Raw genomic sequence first — 18,159 nt, forward strand, 5'->3', positions numbered from 1 at the left:
TCTAAACTGCTCGCGCCCTAGACAACCGACCACGTGTTGCGACGACCGTTAGAAACCGCCCGATCCGTACGGGCCCTTCTGCCTTGCGTGCGCGCTCAGTCGTTCGGCACGACCGGGTAGCGCGGGGTGCCCTCGGCCATCTGGCGGAGGACGTCCTTGCGGTCGCGCTTGGAGAGGCGGTCGATGTAGAGGCGGCCGTAGAGGTGGTCCGTCTCGTGCTGGAGGCAGCGGGCGAAGTAGCCCGTGCCCTGGACCACGATCGGGTTGCCCTTCATGTCCTGGCCGCGGACCACCGCGTAGTCGGGGCGGGGCAGCTCGCAGTAGGCGCCGGGCACCGAGAGGCAGCCCTCGCCCGAGTCGTCCAGGACGCGGCGGTCGGCCGGCAGCTCGTCCAGGACGGGGTTGCAGACGTGGCCGACGTGGCGCACGCCCTCGTCGTCCATGCAGTCGTAGACGAAGACCTTCAGGTCGACGCCGATCTGGTTGGCGGCCAGGCCCACGCCCTCGGCCGTGCGCTGGCTGGCGAACATGTCGTCGATCAGCTGCGCCAGCGACTCGTCGAACTCGGTGACGTCCTTGCACTCCTTGTGCAGAACGGGGTTGCCGACGACCGTGATCGGACGCGAGGTGCCGCGCTCGCGGTGGGCGGCCTCGCGCGCCTCGGCGTCCGTCACGTCGTCGAGGAACTCCTCGCCCGTCTGCTGACCGGTCTCTTGCTGCGCCATCTCCGCCGTACGCCTCTCTCACAAACGCCATGTCGTGCCCCGTCGTCACACGGGGCCCATACAGGGTAAGCGGACGACCGCCGGAGGGCGCCGCCCTCAGCAGACCTCTTCGAGATCCCGCCATTCCCGGGTGTCGGGGCTGTCGGCGACCCAGCCGTCCAGCAGGCCGCGCACCAGGGCGGCGGGCGCGGCGATGCCGCACTCCCGCTCGGGCACCCACAGGGAGCCCGAACCGGAGCCCGCGGTGCGGTGGCCCAGGGGGCCGGGGTGGCCGGGCTCGCTGTGGTCGTGCGGGTCCAGGTGCTCCCCGTCGCCCTCGTCGCTGGGCATGCGGCTCTCCGAGCACGTGCGGCACAGCAGGCGCACGGAGGAGGACCAGTCCTCGGCGGCGAAGCCCGCGTCGGCGGCGAGCCGCTCCAGGGCGTCCCGGTCGGCCTCCGTGGCGGCCTCCAGCAGCACCACCCAGGTCGGCACGGGCGAGGGCGCCCACAGTTCGATCTCGTCGAAGACGGGGTACGCCGGGCCGGCGGCCGTGACGCGCTCGCCGTGCGGCACGCCGTCGTGCAGCACGACCTCGCCCCAGCGGCGGCCCGAGGACGGCAGCGGAATGCTGAGCACCTCGATCCGGGCCGGGTCCAGGCGGCGGCCCCAGACCACCTCGGCCTCGCCCTCCGGCGACAGCCGGACGGCGGCGCTGCCCAGCTCCATGCCCGTCGGCTCACCGGCCGGGCCGCCCTCCGCCGGCACCTTCAGCCCGTACGCCTGCCAGGCGCGGCGGGCCAGCGGCCAGTCCTGGAGGGCGGTCGCGGCGATGCCCACGTTCCACCAGTCCGGGGCGCCCGTCTCGCGGTCCAGCAGCGCCACCGCGCGCAGGCCGGCGGCGCGGGCCTGCTCCCAGTCGTGCCGGAACTTGTGCAGCAGTGCGAGGTTGAACCACGACTCGGACAACCACGGTTCCATGTCGGCCGCGCGCGTCAGCAGCGCGCCCGCGTCCTCGTACCGGCCGTCGCCGATGAGAGTGAAGGCACGGTCGGTGGCCTGCCGCCACGAGGCGGAAGGCCGGTGCCGTACCCTGCCGAAGATCCTCACGATTCCCGCCTGCCGGTCTCTGCGTGTGCGTACGGACACGCCGGATGGTCAACTGCTCCGGGGAGCGGCTCCCACCACACCTCCTTGCCGACGACAGCGCGCACGACACCCCCCGATTTCCGCATTCTCGCCGAACTCTTCGTCCTCTTCGCATCCAACCATGCCCCTTCGGACGCCCGCTCATTACCCGCGGGTTCGGCGGGCCGGTCGTGCCGTGGCGGGGTTCACGGGCCGGGCGGGGCGGGGCCACCGCGGGCGAGCACCGTGGCGAGCGCCTCCACGACGCGGGGCTCGTGGTCGTACGCCGTGGCCAGACGGAGCCGCTCCAGCGCGCGCAGGGGGCCGCACGCCGGGTCGGCGGCGAGGTCGTCGTAGGCGTTGACGGTCCGGACGATACGGGCGGTGAGCGGCTGGTCCCGGTACGGATCCGCCTGCCGCTCGACCACGAGTACGACTTCCGGGGGAACGCCGGTGCGGCGCACCACCGCCCCGCCGAGCCGGGCGATGCGCCGCCGCTCCTCCGGGGGCAGCGGCTCGGTGGCCCCGGCGGGCACCGGGTCGGGCAGCGACAGCTGGCCCACGTCGTGCATGAGGGCGCCGTACTCCAGCACGGTGAGCTCCGCACCGGACAGGCCCAGCTCACGGCCGACGGCCCGGCTGAGGGCGGCCACGCGGCGGGCGTGGCCGGCCGGGGTGTAGCCCGCGATCTCGGTGGTACGGGCAAGGGAGGCGACGGTCTGCCGGCGGGTGGCGCGCGCGGCCTCGTAGCGGTGCACGGACAGCTGGGTGACCAGCAGCGGCACACAGAACACGGGCAGCGCCCACAGCCCGGCGGCGGCCACGGCCAGCGCCATCACGGCACCCGTGGCGCCGATCGCCGAGCCGACGCCCGGCAGCTCCCGCAGCTCCCGCCGCAGCGCCGGGCCGTAGGCGCCGCCCCCGGCGCGGGCCCGGGCGAGGGCTGCGGCGATCACGGCGTCGCACAGCGCGGTGAGGGCGAGGAGGAGCAGCAGGAACAGCGCGTAGTACGGGCTGTGCGCGGGCCAGGTGCCGAGCACGCCCGAGGCGTGCAGCGGCTGGAAGCAGACGGCGGCGAACCCGGCCCCGATCACCCGCCGCGCCAGCCGGTCCAGGGCGGGCGGCCGGCCCACGGCGCCGGCGAGCGTGGCGCCGAGGACGACGGCGACGACCTGCGGGGCGCCGTGCGAGGTGGGCTCGCCGCCGACCTCGCCGAGCAGCGCGTACGCGAGCGTGCCGGCGGCGCCGAGCGGCGCGGTCTCCCGCAGCCCGCCGCCGGAGCGGGGCCGTCGCCGGGCGGCCTCCCCGAGGGCGATCAGCATCCCGTAGGCCAGGGCGACGCGGGGCTGGGCCACGCCCCGCCAGGCGGTCCACGCGAGCGCGCCGACGGCGACGGCGCCGGCGAGGGCGTGGACGCAGCGCACGGCGGACGGGGTCATCCCGGTTCTCATCAGGCACCGCCACCGGCGGCGGTGCGGGCGGGGCACTGATCAAGAGGGACGTTTCGGCTGGCCGGGACCGCGGGGTGCCAGCCGTACCGGTCCAGGGCGCGGGTCAGGGCGGCCACCATGCGCGGGTCGAAGTGCGACCCCGCGCAGCGGTGCAGTTCGGCCAGGGCGGCGGGGACGGGGCGGGCGCGGCTGTAGCTGCGGGTGGAGGTCATGGCGTCGAAGGCGTCGGCGACGGCCACCACCCGCGCCGCCTCGGGGATCTGATGCCCTGTCAGCCCGTAGGGGTAGCCGGTGCCGTCCAGGCGCTCGTGGTGGTGCAGGATCGCGTCCCGGGCCTCGTCGAGGAAGCCGATGCCGCGCACCATCTCGTGCCCGTACTCCGGGTGCAGCTCGATCAGCCGGCGCTCCTCGGGCGTCAGCGGCCCGTTCTTGCGCAGCACCCGCGTGGGGACGCCGATCTTGCCGACGTCGTGCAGGGTGCCGGCGAAGCGCAGCGCCTCCAGCCGCTCCCCGCGCATGCCCAGCTCACGGGCGATGAGGACGGAGGCGCGGCCGACGCGCTCGCTGTGGCCCCGGGTGTACGCGTCCTTGAGGTCGACGGCCTGGACCAGGGCGCGGACGGTGGCGCGGTGTGCGGCGCGCTCGCGGCGGCAGCGGTCGAGCACCCAGGAGGAGAGGGCCATCGGCAGCAGGACGAGCAGCGCGGCGGGCGGCCCGTAGGGGCTGTGCCACACCACCGCCACCAGCAGGCCCGTGGGCCCCTGGGCGAGCGGCGGCACCAGCGCGCCCGGCAGCGCGTCGCGCCAGGCCGTGCGCGGGGAGCGGCCCTCGGCGGTGACCAGGACACCCCCCTCCAGCACCGCCAGCACCAGCGCGAGGACCAGGGCCGCGGCCAGGGCGGGCCCGAGGGCACGGGGAAAGGCGGGCGCGGTGACGGGGCGGGGCCCGCCGAGCCCGTAGACGTACGAGGCGGCGCCGGTGGCCAGCGACAGCTGGGCGGCGTGCCAGAGCCGGCGGACGGCCACCGGGCGGCGGCCCACGCGGCCGGCGAGCCCGCCGGGCACCGCCGCGAGGCCGGCGGCGGCCGGCGGCAGCAGCACGGCGGCGGCCAGCAGCACGGGGAGAGTCAGGGGGCGGCGCGGCAGCCGTTCGCACACCGCGCAGACGCCCGCGAGGAGGACCAGCGCGCCCCAGGGCACCCCGGGGGCGCTCCGGGCGAGGGGCACGGCGCACACCGCGGCGGCGAGCACGGCACAGGCGATGTATACGCGCGCCGCCGCCGGAAGTGGCCCCATGGCGTCTCCTCCCCGACCGTCGGACCTGACGTCTGGATGGGGAGGATAGGCCCGCGGGGCCCGGAATTCGGCGTCGCCGGTATTGCGCCGTCCGTTCGGGTGACGTTCCCGGGTGCGGTGGTTTGGATCAGCTCCGGATCAGGCCCGGGAGGTCATGCCTCGGCGGGCCGCTGGCCCGTGCCGCGGTCGCCGGCGGCCTTAGCCGCGCGCGCGGCGGCCTCCGCGGCGCGGGCCTCGGCGACCACGTCCTGGTCGGGCACCGCCTGGCCGGAGCGGATCAGGTCGATCCGGCTCATCACCTTCGACCGCAGGTCGGCCGGCACGTCGTCGTGCCCGCAGCAGCGCTTGACGAGCTTCTTCACGGCCTGCTCCAGCCCGTACTTCTCCAGGCAGGGGGAGCACTCGTCGATGTGCACCTCGAACTTGGCGCACTCACCGGCGGGCATCTCGTGGTCGAGAAACTCGTAGAGGTGGTCGAGGACTTCGGAGCAGTCCGTCTCGTGCGGCTCCCCGCGGCTCATGAGTCCGACCCTTTCCGGTTGTGCGACGTGGCGGAACCATCCGCGGCCGCGGCGGTCCCCGCCGGGACCAGACCGCGCTCGCGGGCGTAGTCCTCCAGCAGCCCGCGCAGCTGGCGACGGCCGCGGTGCAGCCGCGACATCACCGTGCCGATGGGGGTACCCATGATGTCCGCGATCTCCTTGTACGCAAAGCCCTCGACGTCCGCGAGGTAGACCGCGATGCGGAACTCCTCCGGAATGGCCTGCAGGGCCTCCTTGACATCGGAGTCGGGAAGGTGGTCCAGCGCCTGGGACTCGGCCGACCGCAGCCCCGTCGACATGTGCGACTCGGCGCGCGCCAGCTGCCAGTCCTCGATCTCCTCGGAGGCGCTGCGCAGCGGCTCGCGCTGCTTCTTGCGGTACGAGTTGATGAACGTGTTCGTCAGGATGCGGTACAGCCACGCCTTGAGGTTGGTGCCCTCGCGGAACTGGTGGAAGGACGCGTACGCCTTGGCGTACGTCTCCTGCACCAGGTCCTCGGCGTCCGCGGCGTTGCGCGTCATGCGCAGGGCGGCCGAGTACATCTGGTCGAGGAAGGTCAGAGCGTCACGCTCGAACCGGGCGCTGCGCTCGGTCGCGCTCTCCGCCGGCCTCCGGCCGCCGTCGGTCCCCGTGTCGGTCCCAGTGACCGGACCCACCTCCTCCAGCAACATGGCCGAGCCCGAGACGGTCTTGTTCGCATTCGGAACAGATCCGCTCGAATCGGAGAATAGACGACGTTCGGCTCCCCCCGCCGCTCCAGCCGCAGCCGGCTGGGCCACGCCCAGGACGGCCCAGGCGGGCTCGGCCTGCTGCGGGCGGGACGGGCATGCGATCGAACCCATGCGGGGAGCTCCCATTCCTTCGTGCCGGTGCGTGACTACGGAAACCGTCAACACCGGCCGCCCGCTGATCATTCCCGGTCTGCTGGGGCGAGTTCCACAGATTTTCGACGGGGTTTCGACAGGGTGTGTCAGGGAGGTCAGGGACGGGTCAGAGCCGGGTCAGATCCCCTCCCCCAGCCCGCGCAGCCACGTCCCCACCGTGTCCGTGATCACGGAGAGCGCCTCCTCCTGGGTGGTGCCGGCCTTCTTCGGCACCGCGAAGCCGTGATCGCCGCCGGGCACCTCCACCGGCGCCGTGCCGGGCGGGAACTCCTCGGGCCGGCCGAACGGGTCGCGGCCGCCCTGCACCACGAGGACGGGCAGCCCGGTGCCGGCCAGCTCGTCGGCGCGGGACTTCTCCGGGCGGCCCGGCGGGTGCAGCGGGAAGCTCAGCGCGAGCACGGCGACGGCCCCCAGCTCCGCGGCCGTACGGCAGGCCACGCGCGCCCCGGCGCTGCGCCCGCCGGCCACCACCGGCAGCCCGGGGCCGGCCAGCGCCGGCCACAGGGCCCGCCACGCCTCGTCCAGCGCCTTCGGCGCGGGGGCCACCTTGCGGCCGGCCACCCGCCACGGCTGCTCCACCAGGGCGACGGCCACCCCCTCGTGGGGCAGGGCCGCGGCCAGCGCCTGGAGGTCGCGGGCCTCGACGCCGCCGCCGGCGCCGTGCCCGAGGGCGAGCACCAGGCGGGCGTCCGGGGCGCGGTACCAGTGGACGCGGGCGGGGCCGGCCGGCGTGGGGACGTCCTCGGTGTTCTTCGTCGGCAGGGTCGTCACGCCTCCATCCTGCCCCTCACCACTGACAGGACAGCTCAGAACAGCGTCGCCTCCTCCGGCGCGTCCAGCTCCGCCACCAGCTCCGGCCCGTTGTTGCGCACGTCGCTGACCGCCGTGGTCACCGGGTGGGCGCGCAGCAGGTCCGCCCGCGGCGGCGTGAGCAGGGCCCGCAGCTCGCCGGGACCCGTCCGGGGGTCGAGCCACGCGGACCAGCGGTCGGGCGTCAGGACGAGCGGCATCCGGGGGTGGATCTCCGCCAGGGAACGCGGCCCCGGCTCGTCCCCCGCGCGGTCCCCGGCCCCCGCGAAGGGCGCCGTCTCCGCCTCCGTGGTGATCACCGAGCAGGTCACCCACCACGCCTGCGGGTGGTCCGGCGGCAGCGCCGGGTCGCGCCAGAACTCGTACACCCCGGCCAGCGCCATCACCGAGCCGTCGGCCGGCGTGACGAAGTACGGCTGCTTACGGGTGCGCTTGCGCAGTCCGCGCTCCTCCAGCTCGCGCTCGTGCCCGCCGGTGACCCACTCGTAGTAGCCGTCCGCGGGCAGCAGGCAGCGGCGGCTCTCGAAGGCGGCGCGGAAGGACGGCTTCTCGTGCACCGTCTCGGCCCTGGCGTTGATCATCCGGGCGCCGCCCTCGGGCGACTTCGCCCAGGACGGCACCAGGCCCCAGCGCAACGCACGAAGCTGACGAACCGGACGCCGGTCGGCGGCGTCTTTCAGAGGACGCTCGAGCACCGCGTGAACGCTCTTCGTCGGCGCCACGTTCCAGTCCGGAGCGAGCGTCTCCTCCGGTTCCCACTTCTCCACCCCGAAGAGCCCGGCCAGATCCTCCGGCCGACGGCTCGCAGCGTATCTCCCGCACATGAGTGCCACACTGCCACGAACACGCAAGGAGCAGCCCACCGATGCACAGCAGTACCAGCGCCGCCGACCTGTGGGAGCGGATCGTCGGCGTCCAGCCCGGGCCGTCGGTGTGGACGGTGGTGGTCACCGGCCTCGTCGCCCTCGCCGCGGTGATGCCCCGCCGGGTGTGGCTGGTCAGCCGGAACGCCGTCACCCTCGCCCACGAGGGCGGCCACGCGCTGGTGGCCGTCCTCAGCGGACGGCGCCTGCAGGGCATACGGCTGCACTCGGACACCTCGGGCCTGACCGTCTCCCGGGGCCGGCCCACCGGTATCGGCATGGTCCTCACCGCGGCGGCCGGCTACACGGCGCCCTCCCTGCTGGGCCTGGCCGGCGCGGCGCTGCTCGCCGCCGGGCACACCACCGCCCTGCTGTGGGGCGCCACCGCCCTGCTCGCCGCCATGCTGGTGATGATCCGCAACGCGTGGGGCGTACTGACCGTGGTGCTGTGCGGCGCCGCGTTCGCCGTGGTGTCCTGGCTGGCCGGCCCGGAGGTGCAGGCCGCCTTCGCCTACGGAGTGGTGTGGTTCCTCCTCCTGGGCGGTGTCCGGCCACCGTTCGAGCTCCAGCGGAAGCGGCGCCGCGGCCGCGCCCCCGACTCCGACGCCGACCAGCTCGCGCGGCTCACGAACGTACCCGCGGCCGTCTGGCTCGGCCTCTTCCACGTCGTGTCCCTGTGCTGCCTGGCGGGAGGCGGCCGCTGGCTGCTCGGCCGGTGACCGGGACCGAGCCACTAAGGTTGGGGGCATGACCGAGAGCACCGCGCACACCGATCTCTGGCCCGCTCCGACCGCGACGGGGGCCGTCGACGCGACCGTCACCGTGCCCGGCTCGAAGTCGGTCACGAACCGTGCGCTGGTCCTCGCGGCCCTGGCCGCCGAGCCGGGCTGGGTGCGCCGCCCGCTCCGCTCCCGCGACACCGTCCTCATGGCCGACGCGCTGCGCGCCCTGGGCGTGGGCATCGAGGAGACCGTCTCCTCCAGCTCCTCCCCCGCCGCCGGCCCGGACGCCGCCGGCGAGGCGTGGCGCGTCATCCCCGCCGGCCTGCACGGCCCCGCCACCGTCGACGTCGGCAACGCCGGCACCGTCATGCGCTTCCTGCCGCCCGTCGCCGCCCTCGCCGACGGCCCCGTACGGTTCGACGGCGACCCGCGCAGCCACGAGCGGCCGCTGCACGGCGTGATCGACGCGCTGCGCGCCCTCGGCGCCCGCATCGACGACAACGACCGCGGCGCGCTCCCCCTCACCGTGCACGGCGCCGGCGCCCTGGAGGGCGGACCGGTCGAGGTCGACGCGTCCTCCTCGTCCCAGTTCATCTCCGCGCTGCTGCTGTCCGGCCCCCGCTTCAACCAGGGCGTCGAGGTCCGGCACACCGGCCCCGTCCTGCCGTCCCTGCCGCACATCCGGATGACCGTCGACATGCTGCGCCAGGCCGGCGCCCAGGTCGACACCCCCGAGTCGGGGGGCGAGCCGAACGTGTGGCGGGTCTCCCCCAGCGCCCTCCTCGGCCGCGACCTCGTCGTCGAGCCCGACCTGTCCAACGCGGCGCCGTTCCTCGCCGCTGCCCTCGTCACCGGCGGCCGGGTCACCGTGCCCGACTGGCCCGAGCGCACCACCCAGCCGGGCGACTCCCTTCGCGAGATCTTCACCGCCATGGGCGGCAGCTGCGAGCTGACCGAGGCCGGCCTGACCTTCACCGGCACCGGCCGCATCACCGGCATCGACGCCGACCTGCACGAGGTCGGCGAGCTCACGCCCGTCATCGCGGCCGTCGCCGCACTCGCCGACTCCGAGTCCGTGCTGCGCGGCATCGCCCACCTGCGGCTGCACGAGACCGACCGGCTCGCCGCCCTCGCCAAGGAGATCAACGAGCTCGGCGGCGACGTCACCGAGACCGAGGACGGCCTGCGCATCCGGCCCCGACCGCTGCACGGCGGCGTCTTCCACACCTACGAGGACCACCGGCTGGCCACCGCCGCCGCCGTCCTGGGCCTCGCCGTGCCCGGCGTCGAGGTCGAGAACGTCGCCACCACCGCCAAGACCCTGCCCGACTTCCCCGAACTGTGGACCGGGATGCTCGGCTCCGTCGCGGGGGCGACGGTGGCCGGCAGCTGAGAGACCGGAAAGACCATGCGCCGCTACGGCAAGCACACCGACGAGGACGACGTCCGCGTCCGCCCCAACCGCAAGGGCAACCGCCCCCGCACCACCATCCGCCCCAAGCACGAGGACGCCGCCGAGGGCTTCGTCCTCACCGTCGACCGCGGCCGGCTGACCTGCCTCGTCGACGGCCGCACCGTCATGGCGATGAAGGCCCGCGAACTGGGCCGCAAGGGCGTCGTCGTCGGCGACCGGGTCGCCGTCGTCGGTGACCTCACCGGCGCCAAGGACACCCTCGCCCGCATCGTCCGCGTCGAGGAGCGCCGCTCGGTGCTGCGCCGCACCGCGGACGACGACGACCCGTACGAGCGGGTGGTCGTCGCCAACGCCGACCAGCTGGCCATCGTCACCGCCCTCGCCGACCCCGAGCCGCGGCCCCGCCTCATCGACCGCTGCCTCGTCGCCGCGTACGACGCCGGGCTCGAACCGCTGCTCGTGCTCACCAAGTCCGACCTCGCCCCCGCCGAGACGCTGATGCAGTCGTACGGCGCCCTGGGGGTGCCCTACGTCGTCACCAGCCGCGACGAGCTCGCCGAGGGCGACGCGGCCGAGCGGGTGCGGGAGCGGCTGAACGGCCGCATCACCGCCTTCGTCGGCCACTCCGGCGTCGGCAAGACCACCCTGGTCAACGCCCTCGTGCCGGACCGGCAGCGGGCCACCGGGCACGTCAACGCCGTCACCGGCCGCGGCCGCCACACCACCACCTCCGCGCTCGCCCTGCCGCTGCCGTCCGGCGACGGCTGGGTCATCGACACCCCCGGCGTACGGTCGTTCGGCCTGGCGCACATCGACCCCTCGCGCGTCATCCACGCCTTCCCCGACCTGGTGCCGGGCACCGAGGGCTGCCCCCGCGCGTGCAGCCACGACGAGCAGGACTGCGCCCTGGACCAGTGGGTGGCCGACGGCCACGCCGACCCCCAGCGGCTGTACTCGCTGCGCCGGCTGCTCGCCACGAGGGAGCGGCGCGAAGGCGACTGATCGCTTACGTTTGCGAGTGACCCCCGGCGGCAAGGGCATGAGACAGCCGGCGGAGCCGGGGGGTCGCCGTGGAACGGGAGGCAATCGGATGGCGTGGTTGCTGGTGGTGGTCGCCGGACTGCTGGAAACGGGCTTCGCCGTCTGCCTCAAGCTGTCCCACGGCTTCACGAGACTCTGGCCCACCATCGCCTTCGCCTGTTTCGCACTCGGCAGCTTCGGGCTGCTGACGCTGTCGCTGCGGAAGCTCGACGTGGGGCCGGCCTACGCGGTGTGGACGGGCATCGGCGCCGCCGGCACCGCCATCTACGGCATGGTCTTCCTCGGCGACCTGGTCTCCACCCTCAAGATCGTGTCGATCTCGCTGGTCATCGTGGGCATCATAGGTCTCCAGCTCTCCGGTTCGGCCCACTGAGCCGCGGGGTCCCGCCGCCCCTCATGCGGCGGACGGTGCCGCCAGCAGGGTGCGCACCAGACGGGCGACCTCCGCGGCCGCCTCCTCGTCCGTGGCGGCGGGCGCCACCACGTACGACAGCGTCAGCCGGACGGCCGCCTCGCAGGCCCGCCACGCCGGCCCCGGTGCGGCCCCCTCCTCCTCGCGCTCCGGCGCCCCGATGGCCTGCAGCGCGCTGTCACGTATCCGCTCGGCCATCGAGCCGGGCGTGGGCGCGCCACGGAACGGGCGGCGCGCTTCGGGGGCGCGCTGCGCGGGCACGGGGGGCGCGGCGGCGGCCGGGAGCCGCTCGCCGCGGCAGCCGGTGAGCGCCGCCCGCACGAACGGGTTGGCGCGGGCCGCGCGCAGCGTCCAGGCGGCCGCCGCGGCACAGCAGCCACCCGCGTCGGCGCCGGTCGCGGCCGCGTCGGCCAGGCAGCGCTCCACGCCGCCGAGGAACGCCTCCGCCTCCCGCCGCACCAGGGCGCGGGCCAGCCCCTCCTTGCTGCCGAACTCGTTGTACAGCGTCTGGCGGGACACCCCGGCGGCCGCCGCGACGTCGACCATCCGCACCGCGTGCCAGGGCCGGGCGGCGAGCGCCGCGTAGGCCGCGTCCAGCAAGAGCTCTCGTGCCGCGGGCATCGTCGCCTCCTCGGCCGTACGGCCGCACGACGGTCGGGGGCCCGGAGGGGGCCGGTCACAGAATTGACGTGCCGCCGGACGGTGTCAAGAGCGACGGCAGGTCGCGCCGCGCGTGACCTGGCGATGGCCACGGGTAGTGTGCGTGGCATGTCCGATTACCACGATGATCTGCGTCTGGCCCACGTGCTGGCGGACGCCGCCGACGCGGCCACCATGGACCGGTTCAAGGCGCTCGACCTCAAGGTCGAGACCAAGCCGGACATGACCCCGGTGAGCGAGGCGGACAAGGCCGCCGAGGAGCTGATCCGCGGCCATCTCCAGCGCGCCCGGCCGCGGGACGCCGTGCTGGGCGAGGAGTTCGGCAGCGAGGGTCTGGGCCCGCGCCGCTGGATCATCGACCCGATCGACGGGACGAAGAACTACGTGCGCGGCGTGCCGGTGTGGGCCACCCTGATCGCCCTGATGGTGCAGGGCGAGGGCGGCTACCGGCCGGTGGTCGGCCTCGTCTCGGCGCCGGCCCTGGGGCGCCGCTGGTGGGCGGCCAAGGACTCCGGCGCGTACACCGGGCGCAGCCTGACCTCGGCCACCCGGCTCCAGGTCTCCCAGGTGGGGCGGATCGGGGACGCGTCGTTCGCGTACTCGTCGCTCAGCGGCTGGGAGGAGCGCGGGATGCTGCCGGGCTTCCTCGACCTGACGCGGGCCTGCTGGCGCACGCGCGGCTACGGCGACTTCTGGCCGTACATGATGGTCGCCGAGGGGTCGGTGGACATCTGCGCGGAGCCCGAGCTGTCGCTGTGGGACATGGCGGCCAACGCCGTCATCGTGGAGGAGGCGGGCGGCCGGTTCACCGGCCTGGACGGCCGTCCGGGGCCGCACAGCGGCAACGCCGCGGCGTCCAACGGGCTGCTCCACGACGAACTGCTCGGCTATCTGCGGTCGTAGCCCCCGGTACACACAACTGCCGTAAAAATTCGGCAAATCTCCACGGTCCGGGCCCCTTGTCCGGCCTCGCCGACGCGTGTGACGATGACAGCCCCCGGTTTGTGAACTTGTGAACTCCCTTGTGGAGCTCTCCAGGTCTCCAAGGAGGTGGCCATCGCCATGCTCGTCCGCGACGCCATGAGCACGGTGCTCCTCACCATCGGCCCCGCCCACACGCTGCGCCAGGCGGCGCGGCTGATGTCCGCGCGCCGGGTCGGCGCGGCGGTCGTCCTCGACCCGGACGAGGGCGGGCTCGGCATCCTCACCGAGCGCGACATCCTCAACGCCGTCGGGCGGGGCCTGGACCCCGACCGCGAGACGGCTCAGGCGCACACCACGACGGACGTGGTCTTCGCCGCCCCGGAGTGGACGCTGGAGGAGGCGGCCGCGGCGATGACGCGCGGCGAGTTCCGCCATCTGGTGGTGCTGGGCGGCCGGGAGCCGGTGGGCATGGTGTCGGTGCGCGACATCATCCGCTGCTGGCTGCCGCGGCGCGCGGAGGTGCCGGCGGGGGCGGGAGCGGGGGCCGGGGCACTGACCTAGGGCCGCCGGGTGTGCCCGTGCGCGGGCATGACGGAGAGGCCGGAGCCCCATGGCAGTCCGGCCTCTCCGCCGTGTACGGCAAGTGTCCAGGGTCGTCAGCCGCGCAGGGCCTGGACGGCGGCCTCCAACCGCTTGCCGTAGTCCGCGTCCGCCTGGCGGAAGTTGTTGATCGCCCGCTCGGCGATGTCGTCGCGCGACACCTTGGCGATGAAGCCGGCCAGGTTGGCGATCAGGCGCTCCTTCTCCTCCTCCGTCATCAGCCGGTAGAGGTTGCCCGCCTGGACGAAGTCGTTGTCCTCGGCGTGCGTCGGGGCGGCGTGGTTGCCCGTGGCGCCGGTGACGGCGACCGGCTGCCACAGCGGGCGGTCGGTCTGGGCCGGGCCGCCGAAGCTGTTGGGCTCGTAGTTCTTGGCGCCCTTGTGCCGGCCGTCGTACAGGAAACCGTCACGGCTGTGGGTCCGGGCCACCGTGGCGTGCGGGCGGTTCACCGGCAGGTGGTCGGCGTTGATGCCGACGCGGTAGCGGTGGGCGTCGCCGTAGGCGAAGAGCCGGCCCTGGAGCATCTTGTCCGGGGACGGTCCGATGCCGGGCACGAAGTGCGCGGGGCTGAAGATGGCCTGCTCGACCTCGGCGAAGACGTTCTCCGGGTTGCGGTTGAGCTCCAGCTTGCCGATCTCGGTCAGCGGGTAGTCGCCGTGCGGCCAGACCTTGGTCAGGTCGAAGGGGTTGAAGCGGTAGGACGCCGCCTCGTCCGCCGGCATGACCTGGACGTACACGGTCCAGCTGGGGAACTCGCCGCGCTCGATGGCCTCGCGCAGGTCGCGCTGGTGGCTGTCGGGGTCCTTGCCGGCCAGCTCCTCGGCCTCGGCCGCGGTGAGGTTCCGGATGCCCTGGTCGGTCTTGAAGTGGTACTTCACCCAGAACGACTCGCCGGCCTCGTTGGTCCACTGGAAGGTGTGCGAGCCGAAGCCGTCCATGTGGCGGTACGAGGCGGGGATGCCGCGGTCACCGAACAGCCAGGTCACCTGGTGGGTGGACTCGGGCGACAGGCCCCAGAAGTCCCAGACGTTGTCCGCCTCCTGCGAACCGGTGTACGGGTCGCGCTTCTGGGTGTGGATGAAGTCCGGGAACTTGATGGCGTCCTTGATGAAGAAGATGGGGGTGTTGTTCCCGACGAGGTCGTAGTTGCCCTCCTCGGTGTAGAACTTCACCGCGAAACCGCGCGGGTCGCGCACCGCGTCCGCCGAGCCGAGGTTGCCGGCCACGGTGGAGAAGCGGAGGAAGACCTCGGTCTCCTTGCCGACCTGCGAGAGGAAGGCGGCCCGGGTCCAGCGGGTGACGTCGGCGGTCACCGTGAAGGTGCCGTACGCGCCGGCGCCACGGGCGTGCACGACGCGCTCCGGGATGCGCTCGCGGTTGAAGTGCGCCAGCTTCTCCAGCAGCAGCTGGTCCTGGACCAGGACGGGGCCGCCGAGGCCCGCGGTCTCGCTGTTCTGGTTGTCCGCGACCGGAGCACCGGACTCCGTGGTCAGCGGGCCCGTCGTCGAAATGGCCGCGGAAAGGGCCTCGTCCTGCACCGACACGTACGCCTCCGTCTGTCGTCCTCGATCCGGAACCCGATCCTACATTGGACTTTGTCTAAGTCAAGATGCCAACCATAGAAATACGCGATCCATCGATGGACGGGCCCACTGCTACGCTGGAGCTATCTGACTGATAGGTGAATGGCATGAGTGACCTGCTGGAACGGCTCCGGTCCCGCGGCTGGCGGCTGACCGCGCAGCGACGCGTGGTGGCCGAAGTGCTCGACGGGGACCACGTGCACTACACCGCCGACGAAGTCCACGCGAAGGCGGCCCTCCTGCTGCCGGAGATCTCGCGCGCGACGGTGTACAACACGCTCGGCGAGCTGGTCTCGCTGGGCGAGGTGCTCGAAGTGAGCACGGACGGCCGCGCCAAGCGCTACGACCCCAACGCCCACCACGCCCACCAGCACCTCGTGTGCTCGCGGTGCGGCACCATCCGGGACGTCCACCCCGCCGGCGACCTGCTGGCCGGACTGCCCGCCGAGGAACGCTTCGGCTTCCGCCTGTCGGCGGTCGAGGTGACCTACCGCGGCCTGTGCCCGGAGTGCGCGACGGCGGGCTGAGAGCCCGCCGGGGGGCGCTGAGTGCGGGCCGGGCGCGTGCTGGGTACGGGCTGGGTGCATACGACAAAGGCCCGGATCATACGATCCGGGCCTTGTCCTGAGTAGCGGGGACAGGATTTGAACCTGCGACCTCTGGGTTATGAGCCCAGCGAGCTACCGAGCTGCTCCACCCCGCGTCGGTTCCACCACCCTAACCCGTCCGTGACCGTGGACGCAAATGCCTTCCCGTCCCCCCTCGCGATCCTTCCTCACGCCGTGAGCTCCTGCCGGAGCGCGTCGCGGAGCCGGGCGGCGCGCTCGGCGACCTCGGCCGGGCCCAGCTCGACCGCCCGCGCACACCACTGCTGGCCTGCCGACAGGTCACCGCGCCGGGCGGCGAGCAGGGCCAGCCGCAGGGCGGCCCGGCCGTGGCCGGCCTCCGCGGCCCGGGTCCACCACATCGCCGCCTCCGGCTCGCTGCCTTCGCGGGCGAGCAGCAGCCCCAGGTTGAACGCGCCGTTCCGGCTGCCGGCCTCGGCGGCCTGGCGGTACCAGTGGGCGGCCCCGGCGACGTCCCCGCGCTCGGCGACGATCATGCCGAGCCGGACCTGGGCCCGGCGGTGCCCCTGGCGGGCGGCCCGCTCGTACCACTGCTCGGCCTCGAACCGGGTGTCCTCGTCCCGGTCGAGCAGCGAGCCCAGCCGGAACGCGGCCTCGGCGCCGCCGCCCTTGACCGCCACCCGCAGGTGCCGCTCGGCCTCCTCCTCTTCGCCGTCCCGCAGCAGCACCATCGCCACCTGGAGGGCGGCGTCGGTGTGGCCCGCGGCGGCGGCGCGCTCGTACCACTCGTAGGCCGCGCGCTCCTCGTCCCGCCCGGCGTAGAGGATGCCCAGGTTGAACGCGGCGTCGACGCTGCCGGCCTCGGCGGCCTTGGAGAACCACGGCTCGGCGCCGGCCGGGTCGCCGTTCTGGAGGAGCAGCACGGCGAGGGCGTTGGCGGCCTCCTTGTGGCCCGCGTAGGCGGCGCGGCGGTACCACTGCTCGGCCTGGGCGGTGCGGCCCTGCTCGGCGCAGAGCAGGCCCAGGTTGTACGCACCGTTGATGTCGCCGGCGTCCAGGGCGGTCCGGTACCAGCGCTCGGCCTGCTGGGACTCGCCGCGCTCGGCGTGCAGGGCGCCCAGGGCGTTGGCGGCGTTGCCGTCGCCCTCCTGGGCGGCGCGGCGCCACCAGACGGCGGCGCTGTCGGTGTCGCCCGCGTCGCGCAGCAGGAAGCCCAGGGCGCAGGCGGCACGGGGCTCGCCGTCCTTGGCGGAGGTGAGGTACCAGCGGGCGGCCTCCTGGGTCTCCCCGCGGGCCTCCAGCAGGGTGCCCAGGTGCAGGGCGGCGCGCCGGTGGCCGCGAGCGGCGGCCTGCCGGTACCACTGCTCGGCCTCGCCGGCCGGGCCGTCCGGCCGGCCGCCGCCCGCGGCGGCGGCCGCGCGCAGCTCGCGGACGGAGGTGTCGCCGCCGCCCACGGAGACGCGGCGGGCGCCGGTGGGCGGGCCCAGGCCGGCGGTGAGCCCGGCGCCGGGGTCGGCGGGGCGCGGGGAGCGGCCGTCGAGTATGCGGGCGAGGCGGTAGGCGGCCTCGCGGTGGCCGCGCTCGGCGGCGGAGCGGAACCAGCGCTCGGCCCCGACGTCGCTGCGGTGCTCCAGCAGGTCGGCGAGAGCGTACGCGCCGAGGGCGTGCCCGGACTCGGCGGACTGGCGCAGCCAGTACTCGGCGGCGGGCTCGTCGCCGCGCTCGCGGTGGTAGCGGCCGAGGGCGTGCGCGGCGGCGGCGGAGCCGGCCACGGCGGCCACCCGCCACCAGCCGGCGGCCTCGTCGGCGTAGCCGCGCTGGTGCAGCAGCACGCCGAGGTTGTTGGCGGCGGAGCGGTCGCCGGCGGCCGTGGCGGCGCGCAGGTGCCGCTCGGCGCCGTCGAGGTCGCCGCGGCGCAGCAGCAGCGCGCCGAGCATGCTCAGGGAGGCGGGGTCGCCCGTCTCGGCGGCGCGGCGGCGGGCCGTCTCCAGTTCGAGGTCGGCGCCGTCGGCGGCGGCCGGGGAGTCCCGGCCGGCGCGGTCCGCGGATTCCTGGGCGTCCTGCGGGCCCTGCGGGTCGTGTGGGTCCTGGTGGTGCCGGTCGCTCCCGTTGCCGGGAGCGGGCACAAGCCGGCGCATCTCCAACAGCCTCGCCTTGTCCCCCATGAGTCCCATCGTCGCACTCCCGCAACCTGCGTACACCTGGAATACCGCAGCCAGTGAGGTCACTTCAGCGTTTTGTCGACTTCCCGACTTCCCGACACGGCGGTGCTCCAAACTCTAATCAAAAGCCCCGCACACAACCCGCACACCACGGCGCGTGCCGGGTGACGGACCGTCTGTTTCCGTCCCCGCGCCCCCGTGCGGCGGTCCGGGCCCGGTGTCCAGGGGCCCCGGGCGGTGGCGCGGCACACGACAAGGCCCGGAGTCGTATGAACTCCGGGCCTTGTCTTTGCAGTAGCGGGGACAGGATTTGAACCTGCGACCTCTGGGTTATGAGCCCAGCGAGCTACCGAGCTGCTCCACCCCGCGCCGTTGTGGAACAACCGTACCACGGCGCG

Annotated in this window: 18 protein-coding genes and 2 tRNA genes; 7 read left to right on the plus strand and 13 right to left on the minus strand. The window is 74.2% G+C overall.

Annotated elements, in window-relative coordinates:
- Positions 1 to 95: 95 nt before the first annotated feature.
- From def to IE305_RS28225, 8 genes are all read right to left on the minus strand, one after another.
- Entirely contained in the window at positions 96 to 725 is a 630-nt protein-coding gene (gene def, locus IE305_RS28190; RefSeq protein ID WP_190132624.1) for a peptide deformylase, read from the minus strand.
- 96 nt (positions 726 to 821) lie between these two features.
- Positions 822 to 1,814 carry a tetratricopeptide repeat protein gene (locus tag IE305_RS28195; protein WP_190132625.1) on the minus strand — a complete coding sequence of 331 codons (993 nt, stop codon included), beginning with the start codon at positions 1,812 to 1,814 and terminating at the stop codon, positions 822 to 824.
- 224 nt (positions 1,815 to 2,038) lie between these two features.
- Entirely contained in the window at positions 2,039 to 3,271 is a 1,233-nt protein-coding gene (locus tag IE305_RS28200; protein ID WP_190132626.1) for an HD-GYP domain-containing protein, read from the minus strand.
- An 11-nt stretch (positions 3,272 to 3,282) separates the two neighbouring features.
- Complete coding sequence (locus IE305_RS28205) at positions 3,283 to 4,578, minus strand: HD-GYP domain-containing protein (protein ID WP_190132627.1); 1,296 nt, start codon at positions 4,576 to 4,578, stop codon at positions 3,283 to 3,285.
- Between the two features lie 152 nt (positions 4,579 to 4,730).
- Complete coding sequence (gene rsrA, locus IE305_RS28210) at positions 4,731 to 5,099, minus strand: mycothiol system anti-sigma-R factor (protein WP_190132628.1); 369 nt, start codon at positions 5,097 to 5,099, stop codon at positions 4,731 to 4,733.
- Positions 5,096 to 5,776: a sigma-70 family RNA polymerase sigma factor gene (locus IE305_RS28215; RefSeq protein ID WP_229891641.1), complete on the minus strand. Its 681-nt coding sequence runs from the start codon at positions 5,774 to 5,776 to the stop codon at positions 5,096 to 5,098. The genes rsrA and IE305_RS28215 overlap by 4 nt, the downstream gene beginning before the upstream one ends.
- A gap of 345 nt (positions 5,777 to 6,121) precedes the next feature.
- On the minus strand, positions 6,122 to 6,775 hold the full coding sequence (locus IE305_RS28220; protein ID WP_229891634.1) for an alpha/beta hydrolase family protein: 654 nt from the start codon (positions 6,773 to 6,775) through the stop codon (positions 6,122 to 6,124).
- A gap of 35 nt (positions 6,776 to 6,810) precedes the next feature.
- Positions 6,811 to 7,638, minus strand: coding sequence for an SOS response-associated peptidase (locus IE305_RS28225; protein WP_190132630.1), 828 nt, complete (start codon positions 7,636 to 7,638; stop codon positions 6,811 to 6,813).
- A 41-nt stretch (positions 7,639 to 7,679) separates the two neighbouring features.
- Here IE305_RS28225 and IE305_RS28230 point away from each other — a divergent pair, with 41 nt between their 5' ends.
- From IE305_RS28230 to IE305_RS28245, 4 genes are all read left to right on the plus strand, one after another.
- Positions 7,680 to 8,396: a M50 family metallopeptidase gene (locus IE305_RS28230; RefSeq protein WP_190132631.1), complete on the plus strand. Its 717-nt coding sequence runs from the start codon at positions 7,680 to 7,682 to the stop codon at positions 8,394 to 8,396.
- 28 nt (positions 8,397 to 8,424) lie between these two features.
- Entirely contained in the window at positions 8,425 to 9,792 is a 1,368-nt protein-coding gene (aroA, locus tag IE305_RS28235; RefSeq protein ID WP_190132632.1) for a 3-phosphoshikimate 1-carboxyvinyltransferase, read from the plus strand.
- A gap of 15 nt (positions 9,793 to 9,807) precedes the next feature.
- Positions 9,808 to 10,815, plus strand: a complete 1,008-nt coding sequence (rsgA, locus tag IE305_RS28240; RefSeq protein WP_190132633.1) for a ribosome small subunit-dependent GTPase A — start codon at positions 9,808 to 9,810, stop codon at positions 10,813 to 10,815.
- A gap of 88 nt (positions 10,816 to 10,903) precedes the next feature.
- Positions 10,904 to 11,227: a DMT family transporter gene (locus IE305_RS28245; RefSeq protein WP_190132634.1), complete on the plus strand. Its 324-nt coding sequence runs from the start codon at positions 10,904 to 10,906 to the stop codon at positions 11,225 to 11,227.
- Between the two features lie 21 nt (positions 11,228 to 11,248).
- Here IE305_RS28245 and IE305_RS28250 read toward each other — a convergent pair whose 3' ends face one another.
- Positions 11,249 to 11,887, minus strand: coding sequence for a helix-turn-helix domain-containing protein (locus IE305_RS28250; RefSeq protein ID WP_190132635.1), 639 nt, complete (start codon positions 11,885 to 11,887; stop codon positions 11,249 to 11,251).
- 147 nt (positions 11,888 to 12,034) lie between these two features.
- Here IE305_RS28250 and hisN point away from each other — a divergent pair, with 147 nt between their 5' ends.
- Positions 12,035 to 12,829: a histidinol-phosphatase gene (gene hisN, locus IE305_RS28255; RefSeq protein ID WP_190132636.1), complete on the plus strand. Its 795-nt coding sequence runs from the start codon at positions 12,035 to 12,037 to the stop codon at positions 12,827 to 12,829.
- A gap of 159 nt (positions 12,830 to 12,988) precedes the next feature.
- Positions 12,989 to 13,411, plus strand: coding sequence for a CBS domain-containing protein (locus IE305_RS28260; protein ID WP_190132714.1), 423 nt, complete (start codon positions 12,989 to 12,991; stop codon positions 13,409 to 13,411).
- Between the two features lie 95 nt (positions 13,412 to 13,506).
- On the opposite strand, the gene IE305_RS28265 is transcribed toward IE305_RS28260, so the two are convergent.
- Positions 13,507 to 14,994: a catalase gene (locus IE305_RS28265; protein ID WP_373311768.1), complete on the minus strand. Its 1,488-nt coding sequence runs from the start codon at positions 14,992 to 14,994 to the stop codon at positions 13,507 to 13,509.
- Positions 14,995 to 15,140: 146 nt separating this feature from the next.
- Between IE305_RS28265 and IE305_RS28270 the strand changes: the two genes are divergently transcribed.
- A complete protein-coding gene (locus IE305_RS28270) occupies positions 15,141 to 15,560 on the plus strand; it encodes a Fur family transcriptional regulator (protein ID WP_190132637.1) in 420 nt (139 codons plus the stop codon).
- A gap of 102 nt (positions 15,561 to 15,662) precedes the next feature.
- Here the strand turns inward: IE305_RS28270 and IE305_RS28275 are convergent.
- The 3 genes from IE305_RS28275 to IE305_RS28285 all read right to left on the minus strand — a co-directional run bounded on the left by IE305_RS28275 (position 15,663) and on the right by IE305_RS28285 (position 18,130).
- Positions 15,663 to 15,736, minus strand: a tRNA-Met gene (locus IE305_RS28275).
- A gap of 72 nt (positions 15,737 to 15,808) precedes the next feature.
- On the minus strand, positions 15,809 to 17,773 hold the full coding sequence (locus tag IE305_RS28280; protein ID WP_190132638.1) for a tetratricopeptide repeat protein: 1,965 nt from the start codon (positions 17,771 to 17,773) through the stop codon (positions 15,809 to 15,811).
- A gap of 283 nt (positions 17,774 to 18,056) precedes the next feature.
- Positions 18,057 to 18,130, minus strand: a tRNA-Met gene (locus tag IE305_RS28285).
- Positions 18,131 to 18,159 lie beyond the last annotated feature (29 nt).

Origin of the sequence: Streptomyces mashuensis, from assembly GCF_014654785.1 — a bacterium.
In the GTDB taxonomy this organism is placed as follows: domain Bacteria; phylum Actinomycetota; class Actinomycetes; order Streptomycetales; family Streptomycetaceae; genus Streptomyces; species Streptomyces mashuensis.

Bases quoted from the DNA above. Each gene is read 5' to 3' on its own strand.
- IE305_RS28205 (WP_190132627.1), bottom strand. From the start codon at position 4,578: ATGGGGCCACTTCCGGCGGCGGCGCGCGTATACATCGCCTGTGCCGTG.
- def (WP_190132624.1), bottom strand. From the start codon at position 725: ATGGCGCAGCAAGAGACCGGTCAGCAGACGGGCGAGGAGTTCCTCGAC.
- aroA (WP_190132632.1), top strand. From the start codon at position 8,425: ATGACCGAGAGCACCGCGCACACCGATCTCTGGCCCGCTCCGACCGCG.
- rsgA (WP_190132633.1), top strand. From the start codon at position 9,808: ATGCGCCGCTACGGCAAGCACACCGACGAGGACGACGTCCGCGTCCGC.
- IE305_RS28270 (WP_190132637.1), top strand. From the start codon at position 15,141: ATGAGTGACCTGCTGGAACGGCTCCGGTCCCGCGGCTGGCGGCTGACC.
- IE305_RS28280 (WP_190132638.1), bottom strand. From the start codon at position 17,773: ATGGGACTCATGGGGGACAAGGCGAGGCTGTTGGAGATGCGCCGGCTT.
- IE305_RS28260 (WP_190132714.1), top strand. From the start codon at position 12,989: ATGCTCGTCCGCGACGCCATGAGCACGGTGCTCCTCACCATCGGCCCC.
- IE305_RS28250 (WP_190132635.1), bottom strand. From the start codon at position 11,887: ATGCCCGCGGCACGAGAGCTCTTGCTGGACGCGGCCTACGCGGCGCTC.
- hisN (WP_190132636.1), top strand. From the start codon at position 12,035: ATGTCCGATTACCACGATGATCTGCGTCTGGCCCACGTGCTGGCGGAC.
- IE305_RS28245 (WP_190132634.1), top strand. From the start codon at position 10,904: ATGGCGTGGTTGCTGGTGGTGGTCGCCGGACTGCTGGAAACGGGCTTC.
- IE305_RS28230 (WP_190132631.1), top strand. From the start codon at position 7,680: ATGCACAGCAGTACCAGCGCCGCCGACCTGTGGGAGCGGATCGTCGGC.
- IE305_RS28225 (WP_190132630.1), bottom strand. From the start codon at position 7,638: ATGTGCGGGAGATACGCTGCGAGCCGTCGGCCGGAGGATCTGGCCGGG.
- rsrA (WP_190132628.1), bottom strand. From the start codon at position 5,099: ATGAGCCGCGGGGAGCCGCACGAGACGGACTGCTCCGAAGTCCTCGAC.
- IE305_RS28200 (WP_190132626.1), bottom strand. From the start codon at position 3,271: ATGACCCCGTCCGCCGTGCGCTGCGTCCACGCCCTCGCCGGCGCCGTC.